Origin of the sequence: Shewanella zhuhaiensis, from assembly GCF_022484835.1 — a bacterium.
Taxonomy (GTDB): Bacteria; Pseudomonadota; Gammaproteobacteria; order Enterobacterales; family Shewanellaceae; genus Shewanella; species Shewanella khirikhana.
Genome location: NZ_JAKUDL010000001.1, coordinates 164,157 through 180,204 on the forward strand (window position 1 = coordinate 164,157; position 16,048 = coordinate 180,204).

The following is a 16,048-nucleotide window of genomic DNA, read 5'->3' on the forward strand; positions in this document are numbered from 1 at the left end:
AAGTTTATTGAGAGACCAGATGCCATTTTTAACCCAAGTGGAACACAGCCTGCTCGGCAACCAACTGAGCCTGGATAGCCTCGCGGAATACCTGAAACTCATCCACGCTCACAAGGTGGATTTTTCCGATCTCTATTTTCAGGGCAGCCGCCACGAAACCTGGGTGCTGGAAGATGGCATCATCAAGGAAGGTTCGTTTCACATCGAGCGTGGCGTGGGTGTGCGCGCCATCAGCGGTGAGAAAACCGGCTTCGCCTATGCCGATGAAATCACCCCCGCTGCACTGGAAGCCGCCTCACTGGCCGCCCGTGGCATAGCACAGGTGGGCAGCGACTATCAGGTACGCGCCTGGAAACGTCAGGGTGCCAAGACCCTGTACGACAGCGCCGACCCCATCGCCGCCATGGAAGAAGCCACCAAAATCGCCATGTTGCGTCAGGCCGATGCCTATATCCGCAGCCTGGATCCCCGCATCATTCAGGTGGTGGTGAGCCTCTCCGCCGTGCACGAAGAAATTCTGGTGGCTGCCAGCGATGGCACCCTGGCTGCCGATATTCGTCCGCTGGTGCGCTTCAACTGCTCGGTGATCATGGAAGAAAACGGCAAGCGTGAGCGCGGCGGTGCCGGTGGTGGTGGTCGCCATGACTTTGCGCCGCTGTTTGCCAATGACGACAGTGGCTTACCAATGTGCTTTGGCTTCGCCCGTGAAGCCGTGCGTCAGGCGCAGGTCAATCTTACGGCTGTGGATGCGCCTGCCGGTGAAATGCCTGTGGTACTTGGTCCGGGTTGGCCAGGGGTGCTGCTGCACGAGGCCGTGGGTCATGGTCTTGAGGGCGACTTTAACCGCAAAGGCTCCAGCGCCTTCAGTGGCAAAGTTGGCCAGCAGGTGGCTTCAAGCCTGGTGACTGTGGTGGACGACGGCACCCTGCCGGGTCGCCGCGGCTCCCTCACCATCGATGATGAAGGCGTACCGGCCCACAGAACCGTGCTGATTGAAAACGGTATTTTGAAAGGCTACATGCAGGATAAACTCAATGCCCGCCTGATGGGCGTGGCCCCAACCGGCAACGGTCGCCGCGAGTCCTACGCCCACCTGCCGATGCCGCGCATGACCAATACCTATATGACTGCGGGTAACGACAACCCAGCCGACATCATCAAGTCGGTAGAAAAGGGCATCTATGCCCCCAACTTCGGTGGCGGTCAGGTGGATATCACCTCAGGCAAGTTCGTGTTCTCTGCCTCCGAAGCCTACCTTATCGAGAAGGGTGAAATCACCCAGGCCATCAAGGGCGCCACCCTGATTGGTAACGGCCCCGAGGCCATGAGCCAGATCTCCATGGTGGGTAACGATCTCGAGCTCGACAAGGGCGTGGGCGTTTGCGGTAAAGACGGCCAAAGCGTGCCGGTTGGCGTTGGTCAGCCAACCTTAAGGCTGGATCGCTTAACCGTTGGCGGCACGGCGTAACTCAGCTTTAAAGCAGCTCTAAAAAATAGAAAAGACGACCCTAGGGTCGTCTTTTTGTTGTCGATTAACCCTCTGTCTGCAACGCCATCTCCACCGCGCTTTGGGCGTGGATTTGAGTGGTGTCGTAAAGCTTAATCTGAGTATCTTGCTGACGCACCAAGAGGGCTATTTCGGTGCAGCCCAGGATGATGGCCTGGGCGCCCTGGCTTACCAGTGATCCCATAATGCCAAGATAGGCCTCGCGGGACGCTGGGTTAATCTTGCCAAGGCATAGCTCATCGTAAATCACCCTGTGTACCAGCTCGCGCCCGGCAAGGTCAGGCACCAGTACCTCTATGCCAAACAGCTCAGTCAGACGTGATTTGTAGAAGTCCTGCTCCATGGTAAAGCGAGTGCCGAGCAGGCCTACTCTGCTGATGCCGTCTGCTTTCAATTGCTTAGCGGTGGCATCGGCAATGTGCAAAATGGGGATCTGGATATTGGCGGCAATTTGCGGCGCCACCTTATGCATGGTGTTGGTGCAAATCAGCAGAAAATCGGCGCCGGCGGCTTCCACAGCTTTCGCGCCGTCTGTCAGAATGCGGGCTGTTGCGTCCCAGTCGCCCTGATGTTGCAGCCGCTCGATTTCGGCAAAGTCCACAGAATAGAGGGCAATCTTTGCCGAGTGCAGGCCGCCGAGACGCTGCTTTACCCCTTCATTAATTGCCTTGTAATAGCTCAAGGTGGACTCCCAGCTCATACCGCCGAGCATGCCGATGGTTTTCATCTGATTTCTCCCGTGTTTATTCCTAAGTCAACGCCAATAAGCCAACGCCAATACAGCTTATTGGCGACTGCTCTGACTACTGGCTACTGGCCGCTGCCGTGGCAGCGTTTTCGCCTGCCTGTAGATGCGCGGCTACTTGCCCCACGGGCGCCAGCCAGTAGCCGTTGGCTGGGTCCTGCAGATATTGAATAAGCTGCTCCAAGGCTTCGGTGCGGGTGGTGAAGGTGCCTTCGCTGCCTATGTTGTGGCCCGCCAGAATGAGCCACTTATTGGTTTCCCGCTGCGCTTCAAGCATGGCCTTTATTTCGGCAAAGCTTTTATTGTCGATAGGCAGGGTGCGCAGCTGGGCAAAGTCGGTGTAGCCGGGCAGGTTGGCGGTTTCATCGTTCCAGGTGCGGCCGGTAATAAAGCGCTCGGCAATCAGCGGCACATAGCTTTTAACCTCTTTACCGCGTCCAACAAAGGTCTGGCCGCAGGGGTAGGCGAAGTGTTTTGGGGTGATACCAAGCTCTTTTTCAAAAAAAGCCTGTGACTGATCCAGGTCTTTGGCGATAAAGGCTAAATCGGCCTGCTCCAGTCCGGCATCCTTGTCCCGTAGCCACTGAAAATTGCCGGTGCACAGGTGATTCATGGTGTGGTTACCAATCTCATGGCCGCTTTTCAGTGCCGCTTGCCATTGTGGCAGCCGCTCTTTGGCAAATACCGGCAGCAGATAAAAGGTGGCCTTGACCTGATAGCGCGCCAGCAGCGGCAACCCCACATCTGCCTGGCTGACCCTGGCATCATCAAAGCTTAAGGACACTGCGTTACGGGCCTGGTTGGGGTAGAGGCTCGTGGCCTTGGTATCGATGCGGCCTGGCGCCTCAGCGGCGCTGAGGCTTGATGTAAACAGCAGGGCAATTGCCGTCAGGTTTATGGGCAAGCGATTCATTTAAAATCCGTTTTATATTTGTCCGTCGATAGGTCTTGGGACTATTGCAGTTCGGCTGGCCGATTGCAAACCGGCGCCTTTATGTGGCTAAAGAGGATGAGTCGCCGCTTAAAGAGAATTTCTGCCGCTCGCATAAGTCTTGCCCATGGGCTGGGGGCGCCCCGTTAGCATGGCTTCATCAAAACGATAACAGGAGCACAGCCATGAAATCTTTTACCAGCCACAGTATCAGCATCAGCAATACACAGCGCCCTTCAACCCCGGTACGGAGCAAGCTGCATTGGATGGCTGCCAGCCTGCTGGCCGTCAGTCTTGGCTGCCCAGCGTATGCCGACTCTACTGCGACTGAGACCATCAACGGCAACTGGATCGCCGAGCTTAAGGTCAACGCCAAGACGTCTTTGGAACTGGTATTGAAGTTAAAGCAGTCTGATAACGGCTTTGAAGCCTGTATGGATGTGCCGGCGCAGGGACAGTTTGATATCTGTTTTCCTGAGGCCAGCCTGACCGGCCAGGCATTGAAGCTGGGCTTACCGGCCGCCGCCATCAATATCGAGGGCCAGTGGCAGGGGGATGCGATTCACAGCCAGTATCAGCAGGGCGGTTTCAGTGCCCCTGTGACTTTTGAGCGGCAGCAGCAACCGTTGGCGGGCCGCAAGCCCAAGCCGCAGGAGCTGTTCAGCGCCGATTATCAGGTGCAGGACGTGAGCTTTGCCAGCGAGGCCGGTATCACGCTGGCCGGAACCCTTAGCCTGCCAAAGACGCCAAAGGCGGTCGCTATCTTGCTGTCGGGCTCGGGCCCCAGCACCCGGGATGCCGAAGCCTTTGGTCACAAAATCTTTATGGTGCTCGCCCATCAACTGAGCCGGGAAGACATTGCCGTGCTGCGTTTCGACGACCGGGGTGTGGGTCAGTCGGGTGGCGACTTCGCCAGTGCCACCAGTCTGGATTTTGCCACCGACGCCCTGGCCGCGTTTGAATTTATCCGCGCTCAACCCTGGGCAGACAAGCTGCCGGTAGGCTTTGTCGGCCACAGTGAGGGCGGTTTGATAGGCACCCTGGCTGCGGCAAAAGAGCCCAGAGTTAACTTTTTGGTATCGCTGGCCGGGCTTGGCACCAGCGGCGAGCAAATCCTGATTGATCAATCCTTTAGAATTTCTCAGTTGATGGGGATGGACAAAGCGGCGCTCGAAAAAGATGATAGGGCGCAAAAACAAATATTCAGCGCTGTGCGCCGCGGTGTGGCGACTGATGAACTGACCGAGCTGATGGTATCCCTCGGCGATGAGCAGGAGAGTGCCAAAGCCAAGGCAGAGCAGCTTTCCAGCCCCTGGTTCAGGTACTTTGTCAGTGCCGATCCTGCCCCCAGTCTGGCCAAACTGACCATGCCGGTGCTGGCTTTGAATGGTGAGCTGGATGTGCAGGTACTGGCTGACCCCAACATAAAAGGATTTAAAAACAACGTGAAGCATGAACTGCTGACCACCCGTATCTACCCGGGCCTTAACCACCTGTTTCAGCCTGCAAAATCTGGGCTGCCCAATGAATATGTTACCAGCGAGATTAGCTTCAGCGACGCGGTAAGTCTGGATATCGCCAATTGGGTGAAGGCTCTATGAGCTCCAATCTGAAGCGTTTCTGGCTGTACCAGACGCTTGGTTGGGGAAGCTTTGCCCTGCTCAACCTGAGTGTGCGGGGCTACTTCAGCCACTACGGTGTGGGGGAGCTGGTCAATTCAGTGTCGCTGTTTGCGGCATTGATGGTGTCCACAGGGTTACTGCGACTGTATTTTCATCGCTTTATTGAAGATAAGTCGCTGGGCAGGGTGGTGGCCCATGTGCTGTTGGGCGCCTTGCTGGCGGCTCTGTTAACCACCGCGTTAGTGGCGCTGGTGCTGCTTCCCAATCAGGAGCTGGTGTTTGGCAAGGTCATCCCGGAGGCCCCGTCTCAGCTGCTGATGTCCATCCCCAATACCCTGTTTATTATTTTGCTCTGGTCGCTGTTTTATCTGGTGATTAAGCGCCAGCGACTGCTAAGCCAGCGTGAGAAGTCACAGGAAGCCCTGCAGCAGTCGCTGCAGGCGGCGCAGCTGGATTTATTGCTAAGTCAGATAAATCCGCACTTTATTTTTAATGCAATCAATAATATCAGAGCACTTATCCTGGAGGATAAAGACAAGGCACGGCAAATGTTAACTGAGCTGTCGGATGTGATGCGCTATGTAATGTACGCCGACAGCAGCGCCCTTATTCCGTTTCAGCAGGAACTCGGCACAGTTAAGCAGTACCTCAGTATCAATGAGCTGCAATTTGAATCCCGCCTCAGTTACCGGTTGGACATAGCACCGGATTGCCAGGATGTGCTGTTCCCCAAGATGATGTTGCAGCTGATGGTGGAAAACGCCATTAAACACGGCATAGGCAAGCGGCTGCAGGGCGGCAGAATTGATATCTCGGCGCGCTGCGAAGCCGGCTGCCTGATGGTGGAAGTCACCAACCCCGGCACCTTGGCGCCGGAAGATGCCCGGGGCACCGGGATAGGGATCCAGAACATTCGCCAGCGATTGCAACTGCACTATGGCCTCGGGAATGGCCTCGAGAATGGCCATGAGAGTGGTCTTGAGAGTAGTCATGATAATGGCGAGCAGGCCCACAGGTTGGCAGGCAAGGCCGCCTTCGATATTCGGGCCGACGGTGAAAACGTGGTGGCGTGTTTGCGCTTGCCGCTGGATAAAAAGGACAGGGAAATTGCTTAAGGCACTGATAGTCGAAGATTCAAGGCTGGCAAGAGTTGAGCTGAAACAGCAGCTTGCAGCCATAGAAGGTATTACCGTGGTGGCCGAAGCCGCTTCGGTGCAGGAGGGCATCAGCGCCTGTGAAGCACATGCACCGGATCTGCTGTTTTTGGATATCGACCTGCCCGATGGCTCCGGTTTTGAGCTACTGGCGAGCCTTAATGAGGCGCCGCGGGTGATTTTTACCACCGCCTTTGAAGAGTTTGCCCTGCAGGCTTTTGAAAAGCAGGCGCTGGATTATCTGCTCAAACCCATCAACAGTCAGCGGCTGCAGCAGGCCTGTGAACGGGCGATGCTGGCGATAGAATCGGCCAATCGCAGTGAAAAAATGACCCTCGACAGCCAGTTTTTCGTTAAAGATGGGCGCAATTGTTATCTGGTCAGGCTCGGTGATGTGGAGCGCTTCGAAGCTCAGGGAAACTACACCCAGGTCTATTTTGACGACAACAAGCCGCTCATCTATCGTACCTTGAATAAAATCGAGCCGCGCCTGCCAAGCCAACACTTCTTTCGGGTCAGTCGTCAGCACATAGTGCAGCTGGCGCATATCCGTCATATCGAAGCCTGCAGCAGTGGCGGGTTGGAGCTGACCCTCTCCAGCGGTGCCCGTATTGAAGTCTCCCGCCGCCAAACCAGCCTGCTGCGGGATCTGATGAGCCTGTGAGCAAGGCTTTTTAACCTGCTTTTGTGCCGGGTCAGTGTTCTTGGCCGGGGATAAGGGTAAAATCGCACCAACCTACAGTTGCTGGCTTTTTGCCTCTTATGCCACAGAGTTTTTCCCATTCGCCACTGGCGGCCAATCAGCTTATTACCCTGCGGGCGCTGGGGTTGCTGCTGCAATTGGTGCTCACCTTCTTTGGCGCCGATGCCTTTGGGCTGTCGCTGAAAACTGAGCCACTGCAGTACGTGTTTGCCATCGAGCTTGCCTATCTTGGCGTTACCCTGTGGCTCAGGCACGGTATAGTGCGCCACAGCGGCGGGCTTTTTATCAGCCTGCTTATCGATACCTTGCTGTGGATCTCCTGGCTGTATTTCAGCGGCGGCGCCACCAACGCCTTTATCTCGTTGCTGCTGTTACCGATTGCCATTGCCGCCGTCACCTTGCCTTCCTGGGCACCCTGGACCATGGCGGCGCTGACCACGGCTGCCTACAGCCTGATGCTGTTTGCCGCGCCGGACAGCAGCGACATGGCGGGCAGCATGCACAGCGCCCATGCCCACATGGGACATGAGATGGCCGATACCGGCGGCATGAACTCTCACTTTATTGGCATGTGGCTTAACTTTGTGTTGAGCGCCCTGGTGCTGACCACCAGCGTGGCGCTGATTTCACGGCGCCTGCGGGCAGCCGATGCCAGGCTTGCAGCGCTTAGGGAGTCCCAGCTTCGACAGGAGCAGCTGCTGGCACTGGGCACAGCTTCGGCGCAGATGAGTCACCAACTGGCCACACCGCTTGCCACCTTGCGGCTGCTTGTGGATGAGGCCATGGAGGAGGCTGCCGAAAACGCTGGGAATGGCGCTGGCAATAACGCGGCAGCAGGCGCGGCAGCAGGCGTAGCTGAGCTGCCTGCCGAGATGGATCTCGCGCTCAGGCGCTGTGAGTCCACCTTAAGCGAGCTTCGCGCCGCCACCGAGGCGATCCGCGAGCGGCATCAGGCGGTGGTGTCGGTAGAGGCGCTGTGTAACAGCCTGGCAGACAGGGTGCTGCTGCTGATGCCCGATGTCAGCATAGAAATACAGTTTGATAAAACAGTGCAGGCCCGGCGGCTTTGCAGCGACATGAGCCTACTGCCTTCGTTGCTGGCGCTGGTGGACAACGGCGCCCGCGCCTCCCGTCAGCAAACCGGTGAAGCGAGGGTGTGGCTGTCGGCGACCGCCGTGGACAACAATCGCTTGCGCCTGACCATACGCGATGAAGGCAAGGGCATTGATGCGGCGCAGCTGCAAGCGCTGGGCGCACGGCCAGTGGCGAGCGAGCAGGGGCTTGGCATGGCGCTGATGCTGACCCACGCCAGCCTCGAGCGCCTCGGCGGCGAGTTGGTGCTTTCCAATATGTCCCCCGATGCAACAGGCGGTATTTCTTCCAGGGGCGCTGCAACGGGTTCAAGCAGCGGCTGTATCGCCAGCGTGTATCTGCCGCTGCTCTGTGCCGAGGAGGCTGGGTTATGAGCCAGAGCACTCAATCTTTCCAACTCACGCAATCCACATCGAAATCCCCACTCAGACTCATGGTGGTGGAGGATGACCTCGCCTATGGTGCGGCCCTGTGCAGGCGCTTAAGCCGCCACGGTTTTGAGTGCCGCCACGTGAGTGAACCCACAGAGGCGCTCTTGTGCGCCCGCAGCTGGCAGCCAAGCCATGTGCTCTTGGATATGAAGCTTGAACAGACCAGCGGCCTTAAGCTGATAACGCCGCTTCGGGCCAGTTTGCCCGCTGCCAATATAGTGCTGCTGACCGGCTTTGCCAGTATCGCCACCGCGGTGGAAGCGGTAAAGCTCGGCGCCGACAACTACCTTGCCAAGCCGGTGGACAGCCAGACCCTAGTCGTCACCCTGCTGCCCGAGGCGAAACGCCGCGGCTGTGCTGAGGAGGCAACGTCACAGTTAGCCCTGCATGAACAAACAGCGGAGGTGGATGAGAGTCTCGATGCGCCCATGAGCCCAAGACGGCTTGAGTGGGAACATATTCAGCAGGTGCTGGCCGCTAACGAGGGCAATGTGTCGGCCACGGCGCGTAAGCTTGGTATGCACAGGCGTACCCTGCAGCGCAAATTGGCCAAAAAGCCCTGACGCCTGTTCACTACCGCTAATGGATAAAAAAATCCCCCGCAGAGGCGGGGGGTGGTTCAAGCGAGTGGAAGTCTTTTCAGAGTGGCAGTCTTTGCACCCTTGCTGTCATTTAAGAGTTGCAGTCGTGCATTTGCCATTCTGATGTGAACCCAATGCCAGGCGGCGCATAGACGCAAGCGCTTAGACACAGGCGCGTATGCGCTTATGCGTGCCCGGACGCGACATTTAAATCCGCTGTTAAAAACGATAATCCGCCATCACCCAGGCATTCAAACCGGGTTGGGGCATACGTTCGCCCATGGCAATATCGCCACCGGCCACCCGGTTGTAACCGGCAAGGTGGTCGGCATATTCAATATCAAACAGGTTGTCGACCCCGGCTTTGATGGCGAAGGCGCCTGACTCCCAGCCAGCGGCCACATCCACAGTGGCATAACCGCTGGAGCGCAGCTCCTGCTGCACTTCAGACACCTTTTCCTGTGCTGCAACCGCGCGGCCCTGCAATCTGGCAAACCAGTCGCCACGGCGATACTCAAGTCCCATGGCGACTGAAGGCGGCGCAATGCGATACAGATCGTCTTTTACATCGCGGCGCTCACCCCGAACGTAAAGGGCGTTTACATCGAGGCTCAGTACCTCGGTGAGTTGCCAGTCGGCGGTCACGTCCATGCCGTACAGCAGAGCATCGGTGTTGCTGAATACCAGGGTATTGGCATCACCGGCGGCGATAATGGCGGCATCATCGGTTGGCAGCCCCTGAATGTAGTTGTCGATGCGATTGATAAACAGCCTTGGGCTCAGGGCAAAATTCCCCTGATAAAGTTCCAGCCCGAGCTCAAGCTGCCAGGCGGTTTCCAGCTCCAAATCCATATCGCCCACATAGGTGCGGCCATCGGCAAGACCGCCGGTGGACTGCATCGGCACCCACAAATAGCGCTGCTGATAACTGGCGCTGGCCTGCTTGTGCGCCAGGCCAACAATCAGACTCAGTTCGTCATTGATGGGTTTACGGCCATTGGCAACCAAGTCAAACCCAGTGTCGCTTTGGCTGCGATCTGCGCTGTTGTAGCGGCGCATCAGCTCGGCAATGGCGGGCTTCATGGCGGCCATGGAGTGGCTCACTTCATCGGCATCGAAACGGTAGTGTTTTACCCGGGCGCCCAGCTGCCATTGCCAGTCGGAGAGCATGAGTTGCCGCTCGGCAAACAGGCTGTAGCTCGCATCCTCAACTCCGGCAAAATTGTCTACCCGGAACATGGGCTTGCCGGGCTCGGTGATCACAGAGTCGTGGGTCGCCTGACTGAAGTCGGCACCAAACAGCCAATCGCGGCTGCCAAGGGTTAACTTGCCTTGCCAGCTCTGGGCATCGGCGCTGTTGTAGCGCGGCGCCATCGAGGGCATCTTCATCCGCAGGCTGTAGTTATCCATGCCGTGACGGGCATCGTTATAGCCAAGCTCCCAGTCCAGCTGCCAGTCGGCGGCGAGCATAGAGCGGCCTTCGAGCTTGAATCTGTCGGTGCGGATATAGTCGATGTCCATCGGCAGTGCCGGGGTGGCGGAGTTCAGCGTTTCCAGATGCGACACACCAAGGCCGATAAAGCTGTCGCCGCGGTAGTAACGGTACTTGGCGCCAGCCAGGGTTTTATCGTAGACGCCAGGCAGGATCTCGCGGCCCGCGCCGGTTTCGGGGGCATCTTTGCCCTGCAGGGTTTCGCCGTATAGCAGCAATGCGTGATTGTCGCTGCCAAGATTGGTTTTGGCGCCGAGGCGATATTGCTCGCCGTTTGCCTGATACTGGCCTGAGATACGGCCCGAAACTTCGCCTGCCATTGCCTGGCTTTCACTGGTGCGTACGCTGCCGCCCAAGGTGTCGGTGCCCCGGCTTACGGGGGCGATGCCGCGGTCGACTTCAAGGCTTTGGGTAAGGATGCCGCCCGCGTAAGACAGTGGCGTATCCATGGCGTTGGGGCCTGCTCCTGCCGGAGTTTGGCCGTCAATGGATACATGCACGCGGTCGCCGTACAGGCCACGGTACTGGGCAATGCCGGTCAGGGGGCCATTGCGGTTGATATCGGCGCCGGGCAGGCTTCGCAGCACTTCGCTGATGTCTGCGTGGGGGGCGCTGTGGCTGCTGGCTTGCACCACCGAGGTTTCGCGCGCTGAACGCACTTCAATCACTTCATCCATCAGCTGATTGGCACTGGCGGCAGAGGAGGTCAGCAGTGCAGGAAACAGCGCCAGCGGTGAGACAAAAGGCATAAGGGCCAGAAAAACAGGGGAGAGTTTGGCTTGCATCTTCTTGTTGTGTATTGGAAAAGATGGCCTATTGTTGTGAACCCGGTATAGATGCACAAACCCAAAGCGGCAAACTGCGACACTGTGTCGCACCCCGGAGTAATCGAAAGAGTGCCGGTTACTCGAGTTCACCCTCCCAATAATCCACTGCATCCTGTTTGCGGCTGATATGGCGCAGGGTGCGTGCGCCCTGGGGGCCTGTCATGGCGAGAATTTTATTTGAATCCGGGTATTCACACACATCCACCTCATCCTGAGTCGACAGGCACAGGTATTTAAGGTCAGTGTCGCCGCTGTTGATAAGCTGATGCGCCACCTCAGGGCCGCCCGGTGGGCAGGCGATGATGTCCATCGGCCCAACCGGGTAGCTGTGCTCGCCGAATCTGAGGGTGCCCGAGCCTGCCAGAATGAGAAACATCTCTTCATTTACCCTGTGGTTATGAAACGGGCATACCCGCTTGCCCGGTGGCACTATCGAAACGCTATAACCCAGGCGTTTCGCACCAATCAGATTGCTGACGGCAAAGCTGGTTTCGCCATATTGGCCAAGTTCACTTTGCTCGCCCATGTCGGGCTGGTGGCAAAGGTCGTTCAGATTGATAAAGGGTTTCATGGGCTGCTCGCAGAGGTGAATTCAGGCTTTATTGTTACACGACTGCTAAATATGGCAATGTTCCACCCTGATTAAAATACGAGCAAAGATCAAAATGGATACAATTAATTATCTTTGATTTAACATGTTGATTATATTGCACAAAGTGTGCGTTGAACCCTTGTTTTTGTCACAGGAAACTGCTGTAATTTGCAGCGCCCAACCGGGCATAGCGTAAAACCACACAGGTGCATCATGCAAAAGCATACCCAGCAAAAAGCCCAACATCACTCAGCCAAACCCGCTCCGGCCGGTGCTGCGCGCGTGACCGGCCTATTGCTCCTGCTCTCCCTGTTCTCTACTCAGGGCTGACGGGAAACTTCTGCCAGCCTTCACTGAGGCTGGCAGCGAGTGTTTTCTCTTCTTTCCAGCCTCTTCCGGTTCCCCGAGTTGAGGTAATCACATTGAAATTCCGCGATATCGCCGCCCTTGGCTTCTTAACCTTTGCCATGTATCTGGGCGCAGGCAATCTTATTTTTCCGCCCTTTTTGGGTTATCAGGCCGGTGACGCCTTTTGGCCAGCCATGGCAGGGTTTCTGCTGACCGGTGTCGGCCTGCCAGCGTTTGCGCTGGTGATGGTGGCGCTGTGCCGCGGCTCTGAAAATCTTACTGCGCATCTGCCCAACTGGTTTGCCAAAAGCTTCTGGGTACTGCTGTTTATCGTCATAGGACCGGCCTTTGTGATCCCAAGGGCGATTACCGTGGCCTACGAGTTTACCTTGGCGCCGGCTGGGGATGATTTGCTGTTGCCATTCACTATTGGCTTTTGTCTGTTATCGGCCTGGTTTTGTTTCCACCCCGGGCGCCTGATAGACAGGGTTGGCAAGTTACTGACCCCCATGCTGCTTATCCTGCTTGGGGTGCTGGCGGTTCTGGCGCTGGGACAAACGCCTGACATTGGCGCTGCGACCGGTGCTTATGCCACTCGCCCCTTTGCTGAAGGCCTGACCCAGGGTTACATGACCATGGATGCGCTGGGCTCCATTGGCTTTGGCTGGGTGATTTTTGCTGCTATCCGTGGATTTGGGGTCAACTGCCCCAAACTCACCAGCCGATACACCCTGCTGGCGGCGCTGATGTATGGCTTTGCCATGGCCTTGGTGTATCTGGCGCTGGCCTGGCTTGGCCGCGGCGCCGTGGGGGAGTTTGCCAATGGCGGTGCTATTCTTACCAGCTTTACCTCGGCGCATCTGGGAACGGCGGGCAGCCTGATACTGGCGCTGGTGATGTTGCTGGCCTGTCTGACCACAGTGATTGGGGTAACCAGTGCCGGCAGTGAGTTTTATGAGAAGAGCTTTCGCCAGGTTCGTTATCGTCAGGCGGTCGGAGTGAGTCTGCTGGTGTCGGCGCTGGTGGCCAATTTGGGGCTGGATACTCTGCTCACCATCACCCTGCCTGTGGTGGTGGCGCTGCATCCGCTGGCGATTGCCTTGCTGCTGATTGCGCCGCTGCGTCGCCGTTTAAGTCGTCAGGCCCAAGGCATGGTGCTGGCTACGGCAACGGCTTTTGGCGTGATTGATGCGGGCCATATTCTGGGACTGTTTGGTGAAAAGGCGCTTAAGCTGCTGGGTCATCTGCCGCTGTTTGACAGCTTTGCCAGCTGGCTGTTGCCCACGCTTGCGGTGCTTGGCATGTCAGTTCTGATAGCCCGGCTCAGGGCCAACAGACAAAAAACCAAGGCAGTGGCTGCTGCCTGATACGACCGCTGACAACGACAGTATTAACCCGGCTGGCTGCAGGCAAAACGGCCCAGTTCGGCCAGGGTATGCACGCCGAGCTTCTTCATGCAGCTGGCGCGGTGCACTTCAATGGTGCGCTCGGCCAAAAACAGGGTCTCGGAAATCTGCTTGTTGGTCAGCCCGTCGGTCAGCAGTTTCAGTACCTGGGCTTCGCGCTGGCTCAGGGCTGCCAGCTTTTGTTTCAGTGCCATGGTGTCGAAGCGATGCTGGCTTTGCAGGCTTGCCTTATCGATGGCATCGCACAAAGGCGCGGCCTGCACTGGTTTTTGGAAGAAGTCACAGGCACCTTCACGAAAGGCGCACAGCGCCATTGGCAGATCGCCGTGACCGGTTAAAAAGATAATCCCCAGTGGACTCTGCTGGCGGTTCAGTTCTCGCTGCAGCGCTTCACCGCACAGCCCCGGCATCCGGCTATCCAGAATAAGGCAGCCGGGTTGGCTCACATCCACCGCCGTCAAAAAAGCCTCGGCACTGGCAAAGCTCGTCACCTGGCGGCCGAATTGCCCCAGCATAAAGCTCAGTGAATCGCGGATTGCCTCGTCATCATCAACCAGATAGAGCGCCATGGTCGCATCCCCCTCTTTTCGTCCAGCCTAAAAAAGCCTGGCCCGCCCGGCAAGCCGGATGTGTGGTAGTTGGCGCTGGATCACTGCCGGGCAGGTGATTTTGCGTCTGGCTTCACGTTGGTGTTGGCACTGTCACGGCACAATAACCAAAAGCTTTTGAATAAGGCAGGCAAGGGTGGGTGCGTACTGGGTCAGCGGGGTTGAACGTGTCGGGGCACGGTCGGCAGTGTATCTGCCGCTGCTGTGGCTGCTGGCGTTTTTGCTGTGGCCGCTCAAGCTTGGCGCCACCGACGCGGAAATGGGGGATGAGCCCATTGAAGCTGTGTTTCGGGTTGGGGTGCTGGCAAATCATGGGGTGGCCGAGGCCAAACAGCGCTGGCAGGGGATGATGCAGTACTTGTCTGACAGGGTGCCCGGCAATCGCTTCGAAGTGGTGCCGGTGGATTTTGATGATATGCGTGAGCAGCTTTTGGATTTACGGATCCAGTTTATTGTCACTAACCCCGGCCAGTATCTGAGCCTGTCGAACGAGATGCCACTGTCCTGGCTTGCCACCATGCGCAGCCGCAAACATAACGGCGCCACCTATGCCATTGGCTCTACCATCCTAGTGCGAAGCGACAGTCCGGTGCAGAACATTGAGCAGCTCAAGGGGGCACGTATCGTGGCGTCGGATCCTCAGGCGCTTGGGGGCTATCAGGCCACCATTGGGCTGTTAAACCGCCGGGGACTGGATGCGGCCAACTTCTTCGCCGATGTACGCTTTTTGGGGTTTCCGCTGGAGCCGCTGGTGTATCAGGTGCGCGATGGCATGGTCGATGGCGCCATCACTCCCTTTTGCACTCTGGAAGAAATGGTCGACTCGGGCCTTATCCGGCGTGAGGACTTCCGGATTATCAACGCGGTAAAACCTGAGGGCTACGACTGTGAAATCAGCACCAGCTTGTATCCCAACTGGTCTTTTGCCGCCTCGGATAAGGTGCCTGCCCGCATCACTCAGGCGGTGACCAAGGCGCTGTTCGAGTTGCCGCCGGGCTCGGAGGCGGCAATTTCGGCCAGAACCCTGGGCTGGACCGCCCCAATCAGCCAGCTTACGGTGATAAAACTCTATGAAGAATTGCAGCTGCATGGCACAGGCGCTGAGCCGCTGAAGCTGGCGCTGGGCTGGCTCAAGGCTAACCGTGAGTATGCGGTTACCGTTATCCTGCTGCTGCTTGCTGGCATGCTGTATCATCTCTGGCTTGAGTATAGGTTTCGGCAAAAGAGTGACAGCCTGCTGGCCGCCGAGCGTTCGCTGCGGGACAAAGAGCTGATGCTGGAGCGGATGCAAAGTGCCGCCGTGCTTGGGGAGATAGGCGCCGGTCTGGCCCATGAACTGAATCAGCCCATTGCGGCCATCACCCAATACAGTGAAGGCGGTTTGCAGGGGCTTAAGTTTCGGGCGCTTGAATCGAGTCAGGACTATGAACTGCTTGGAAAAATTCACGCCCAGTCTTTGAGGGCGGGCGCCGTGGTGCATCGCATTCGCAGCTTGCTTAAGCGTCAGCGGGGTGAAAGTGAGCTGCTGGAGCTGCCTCTGCTGATTGGCGATACCCTGAGCTTACTGGAGCGGGAGCTTGGAGGCCTTAATGTGGTGCTGCATCGGGAGCTGACAGGCAGCCCAAGGCCGGTGCTTGGTGACTCTGTGGCCCTGAGTCAGCTGCTGGTGAATCTGCTGAAAAATGCCCTCGATGCGCTGGCTGAGGTGTCGCGGCCAAGGCACATATTGCTCAGGCTCAGCTTTGAGCCAAGGGGGGCTTGTCTGATTGTTGCAGACAATGGAACCGGGCTGTTACTCGAAGAAAATGAAGTGCTGACCAGCTTTACCAGCACCAAGCGTGATGGTTTGGGGCTGGGACTGGCAATTTGCCGCGATGTGGTGGCGCGCCACGGCGGCAAACTCAGTATCCGCAATATTGCTCCTGAAGACTCCCTTCCCTGGCAGCAGGGCTGTTTGGTGAAGGTGTGCCTGCCACACAGCCGTGAGAGCTAAGGAAGATGCGAACAGT

Annotated in this window: 13 protein-coding genes; 8 read left to right on the forward strand and 5 right to left on the reverse strand. The window is 57.4% G+C overall.

Annotated features, from left to right (window positions below):
- The first annotated feature begins 19 nt into the window (after positions 1 to 19).
- On the forward strand, positions 20 to 1,468 hold the full coding sequence (gene tldD / locus MJ923_RS00700; RefSeq protein WP_126169328.1) for a metalloprotease TldD: 1,449 nt from the start codon (positions 20 to 22) through the stop codon (positions 1,466 to 1,468).
- A 64-nt stretch (positions 1,469 to 1,532) separates the two neighbouring features.
- On the opposite strand, the gene MJ923_RS00705 is transcribed toward tldD, so the two are convergent.
- Together MJ923_RS00705 and MJ923_RS00710 are read right to left on the reverse strand one after the other, a co-directional pair.
- Positions 1,533 to 2,234 (reverse strand): aspartate/glutamate racemase family protein, encoded by a 702-nt coding sequence (locus MJ923_RS00705; protein WP_240589473.1) that lies wholly within the window; start codon positions 2,232 to 2,234, stop codon positions 1,533 to 1,535.
- Positions 2,235 to 2,310: 76 nt separating this feature from the next.
- Positions 2,311 to 3,165, reverse strand: a complete 855-nt coding sequence (locus MJ923_RS00710; RefSeq protein WP_240589474.1) for a polysaccharide deacetylase family protein — start codon at positions 3,163 to 3,165, stop codon at positions 2,311 to 2,313.
- A gap of 203 nt (positions 3,166 to 3,368) precedes the next feature.
- Between MJ923_RS00710 and MJ923_RS00715 the strand changes: the two genes are divergently transcribed.
- The 5 genes from MJ923_RS00715 (at position 3,369) to MJ923_RS00735 (ending at position 8,748) form a co-directional block, all read left to right on the forward strand.
- On the forward strand, positions 3,369 to 4,784 hold the full coding sequence (locus tag MJ923_RS00715; RefSeq protein WP_240589475.1) for an alpha/beta hydrolase family protein: 1,416 nt from the start codon (positions 3,369 to 3,371) through the stop codon (positions 4,782 to 4,784).
- The gene (locus MJ923_RS00720) at positions 4,781 to 5,920 is read left to right on the forward strand and encodes a sensor histidine kinase (RefSeq protein WP_240589476.1); all 1,140 of its coding nucleotides are present in this window, start codon (positions 4,781 to 4,783) and stop codon (positions 5,918 to 5,920) included. The genes MJ923_RS00715 and MJ923_RS00720 overlap by 4 nt, the downstream gene beginning before the upstream one ends.
- Positions 5,913 to 6,623, forward strand: a complete 711-nt coding sequence (locus MJ923_RS00725; RefSeq protein WP_240589477.1) for a LytR/AlgR family response regulator transcription factor — start codon at positions 5,913 to 5,915, stop codon at positions 6,621 to 6,623. Before MJ923_RS00720 ends, MJ923_RS00725 begins: the two co-directional genes overlap by 8 nt.
- 98 nt (positions 6,624 to 6,721) lie before the next feature.
- Complete coding sequence (locus MJ923_RS00730) at positions 6,722 to 8,128, forward strand: sensor histidine kinase (protein ID WP_240589478.1); 1,407 nt, start codon at positions 6,722 to 6,724, stop codon at positions 8,126 to 8,128.
- Complete coding sequence (locus MJ923_RS00735) at positions 8,125 to 8,748, forward strand: response regulator transcription factor (RefSeq protein WP_240589479.1); 624 nt, start codon at positions 8,125 to 8,127, stop codon at positions 8,746 to 8,748. Before MJ923_RS00730 ends, MJ923_RS00735 begins: the two co-directional genes overlap by 4 nt.
- Positions 8,749 to 8,985: 237 nt before the next feature.
- On the opposite strand, the gene MJ923_RS00740 is transcribed toward MJ923_RS00735, so the two are convergent.
- Positions 8,986 to 11,043 carry a TonB-dependent receptor plug domain-containing protein gene (locus MJ923_RS00740; protein WP_240589480.1) on the reverse strand — a complete coding sequence of 686 codons (2,058 nt, stop codon included), beginning with the start codon at positions 11,041 to 11,043 and terminating at the stop codon, positions 8,986 to 8,988.
- Between the two features lie 118 nt (positions 11,044 to 11,161).
- Positions 11,162 to 11,656, reverse strand: coding sequence for a cupin domain-containing protein (locus tag MJ923_RS00745; protein ID WP_240589481.1), 495 nt, complete (start codon positions 11,654 to 11,656; stop codon positions 11,162 to 11,164).
- Positions 11,657 to 12,099: 443 nt separating this feature from the next.
- Between MJ923_RS00745 and brnQ the strand changes: the two genes are divergently transcribed.
- Positions 12,100 to 13,392, forward strand: coding sequence for a branched-chain amino acid transport system II carrier protein (brnQ, locus tag MJ923_RS00750; RefSeq protein WP_240589482.1), 1,293 nt, complete (start codon positions 12,100 to 12,102; stop codon positions 13,390 to 13,392).
- Positions 13,393 to 13,415: 23 nt separating this feature from the next.
- Here brnQ and MJ923_RS00755 read toward each other — a convergent pair whose 3' ends face one another.
- On the reverse strand, positions 13,416 to 14,000 hold the full coding sequence (locus tag MJ923_RS00755) for a response regulator transcription factor (RefSeq protein WP_240589483.1): 585 nt from the start codon (positions 13,998 to 14,000) through the stop codon (positions 13,416 to 13,418).
- A 298-nt stretch (positions 14,001 to 14,298) separates the two neighbouring features.
- On the opposite strand from MJ923_RS00755, the gene MJ923_RS00760 reads away from it, so the two are divergent.
- Positions 14,299 to 16,032, forward strand: a complete 1,734-nt coding sequence (locus MJ923_RS00760) for a sensor histidine kinase (RefSeq protein ID WP_420854412.1) — start codon at positions 14,299 to 14,301, stop codon at positions 16,030 to 16,032.
- The last annotated feature ends 16 nt before the right edge of the window (positions 16,033 to 16,048 follow it).

What these genes read in the sequence shown, in the direction of transcription:
- MJ923_RS00745 (WP_240589481.1), bottom strand. Translation starts at nt 11,656, where the DNA reads ATGAAACCCTTTATCAATCTGAACGACCTTTGCCACCAGCCCGACATG.
- MJ923_RS00720 (WP_240589476.1), top strand. Translation starts at nt 4,781, where the DNA reads ATGAGCTCCAATCTGAAGCGTTTCTGGCTGTACCAGACGCTTGGTTGG.
- MJ923_RS00705 (WP_240589473.1), bottom strand. Translation starts at nt 2,234, where the DNA reads ATGAAAACCATCGGCATGCTCGGCGGTATGAGCTGGGAGTCCACCTTG.
- MJ923_RS00715 (WP_240589475.1), top strand. Translation starts at nt 3,369, where the DNA reads ATGAAATCTTTTACCAGCCACAGTATCAGCATCAGCAATACACAGCGC.
- MJ923_RS00710 (WP_240589474.1), bottom strand. Translation starts at nt 3,165, where the DNA reads ATGAATCGCTTGCCCATAAACCTGACGGCAATTGCCCTGCTGTTTACA.
- MJ923_RS00755 (WP_240589483.1), bottom strand. Translation starts at nt 14,000, where the DNA reads ATGGCGCTCTATCTGGTTGATGATGACGAGGCAATCCGCGATTCACTG.
- MJ923_RS00740 (WP_240589480.1), bottom strand. Translation starts at nt 11,043, where the DNA reads ATGCAAGCCAAACTCTCCCCTGTTTTTCTGGCCCTTATGCCTTTTGTC.
- MJ923_RS00730 (WP_240589478.1), top strand. Translation starts at nt 6,722, where the DNA reads ATGCCACAGAGTTTTTCCCATTCGCCACTGGCGGCCAATCAGCTTATT.
- MJ923_RS00735 (WP_240589479.1), top strand. Translation starts at nt 8,125, where the DNA reads ATGAGCCAGAGCACTCAATCTTTCCAACTCACGCAATCCACATCGAAA.
- tldD (WP_126169328.1), top strand. Translation starts at nt 20, where the DNA reads ATGCCATTTTTAACCCAAGTGGAACACAGCCTGCTCGGCAACCAACTG.
- MJ923_RS00760 (WP_420854412.1), top strand. Translation starts at nt 14,299, where the DNA reads ATGGGGGATGAGCCCATTGAAGCTGTGTTTCGGGTTGGGGTGCTGGCA.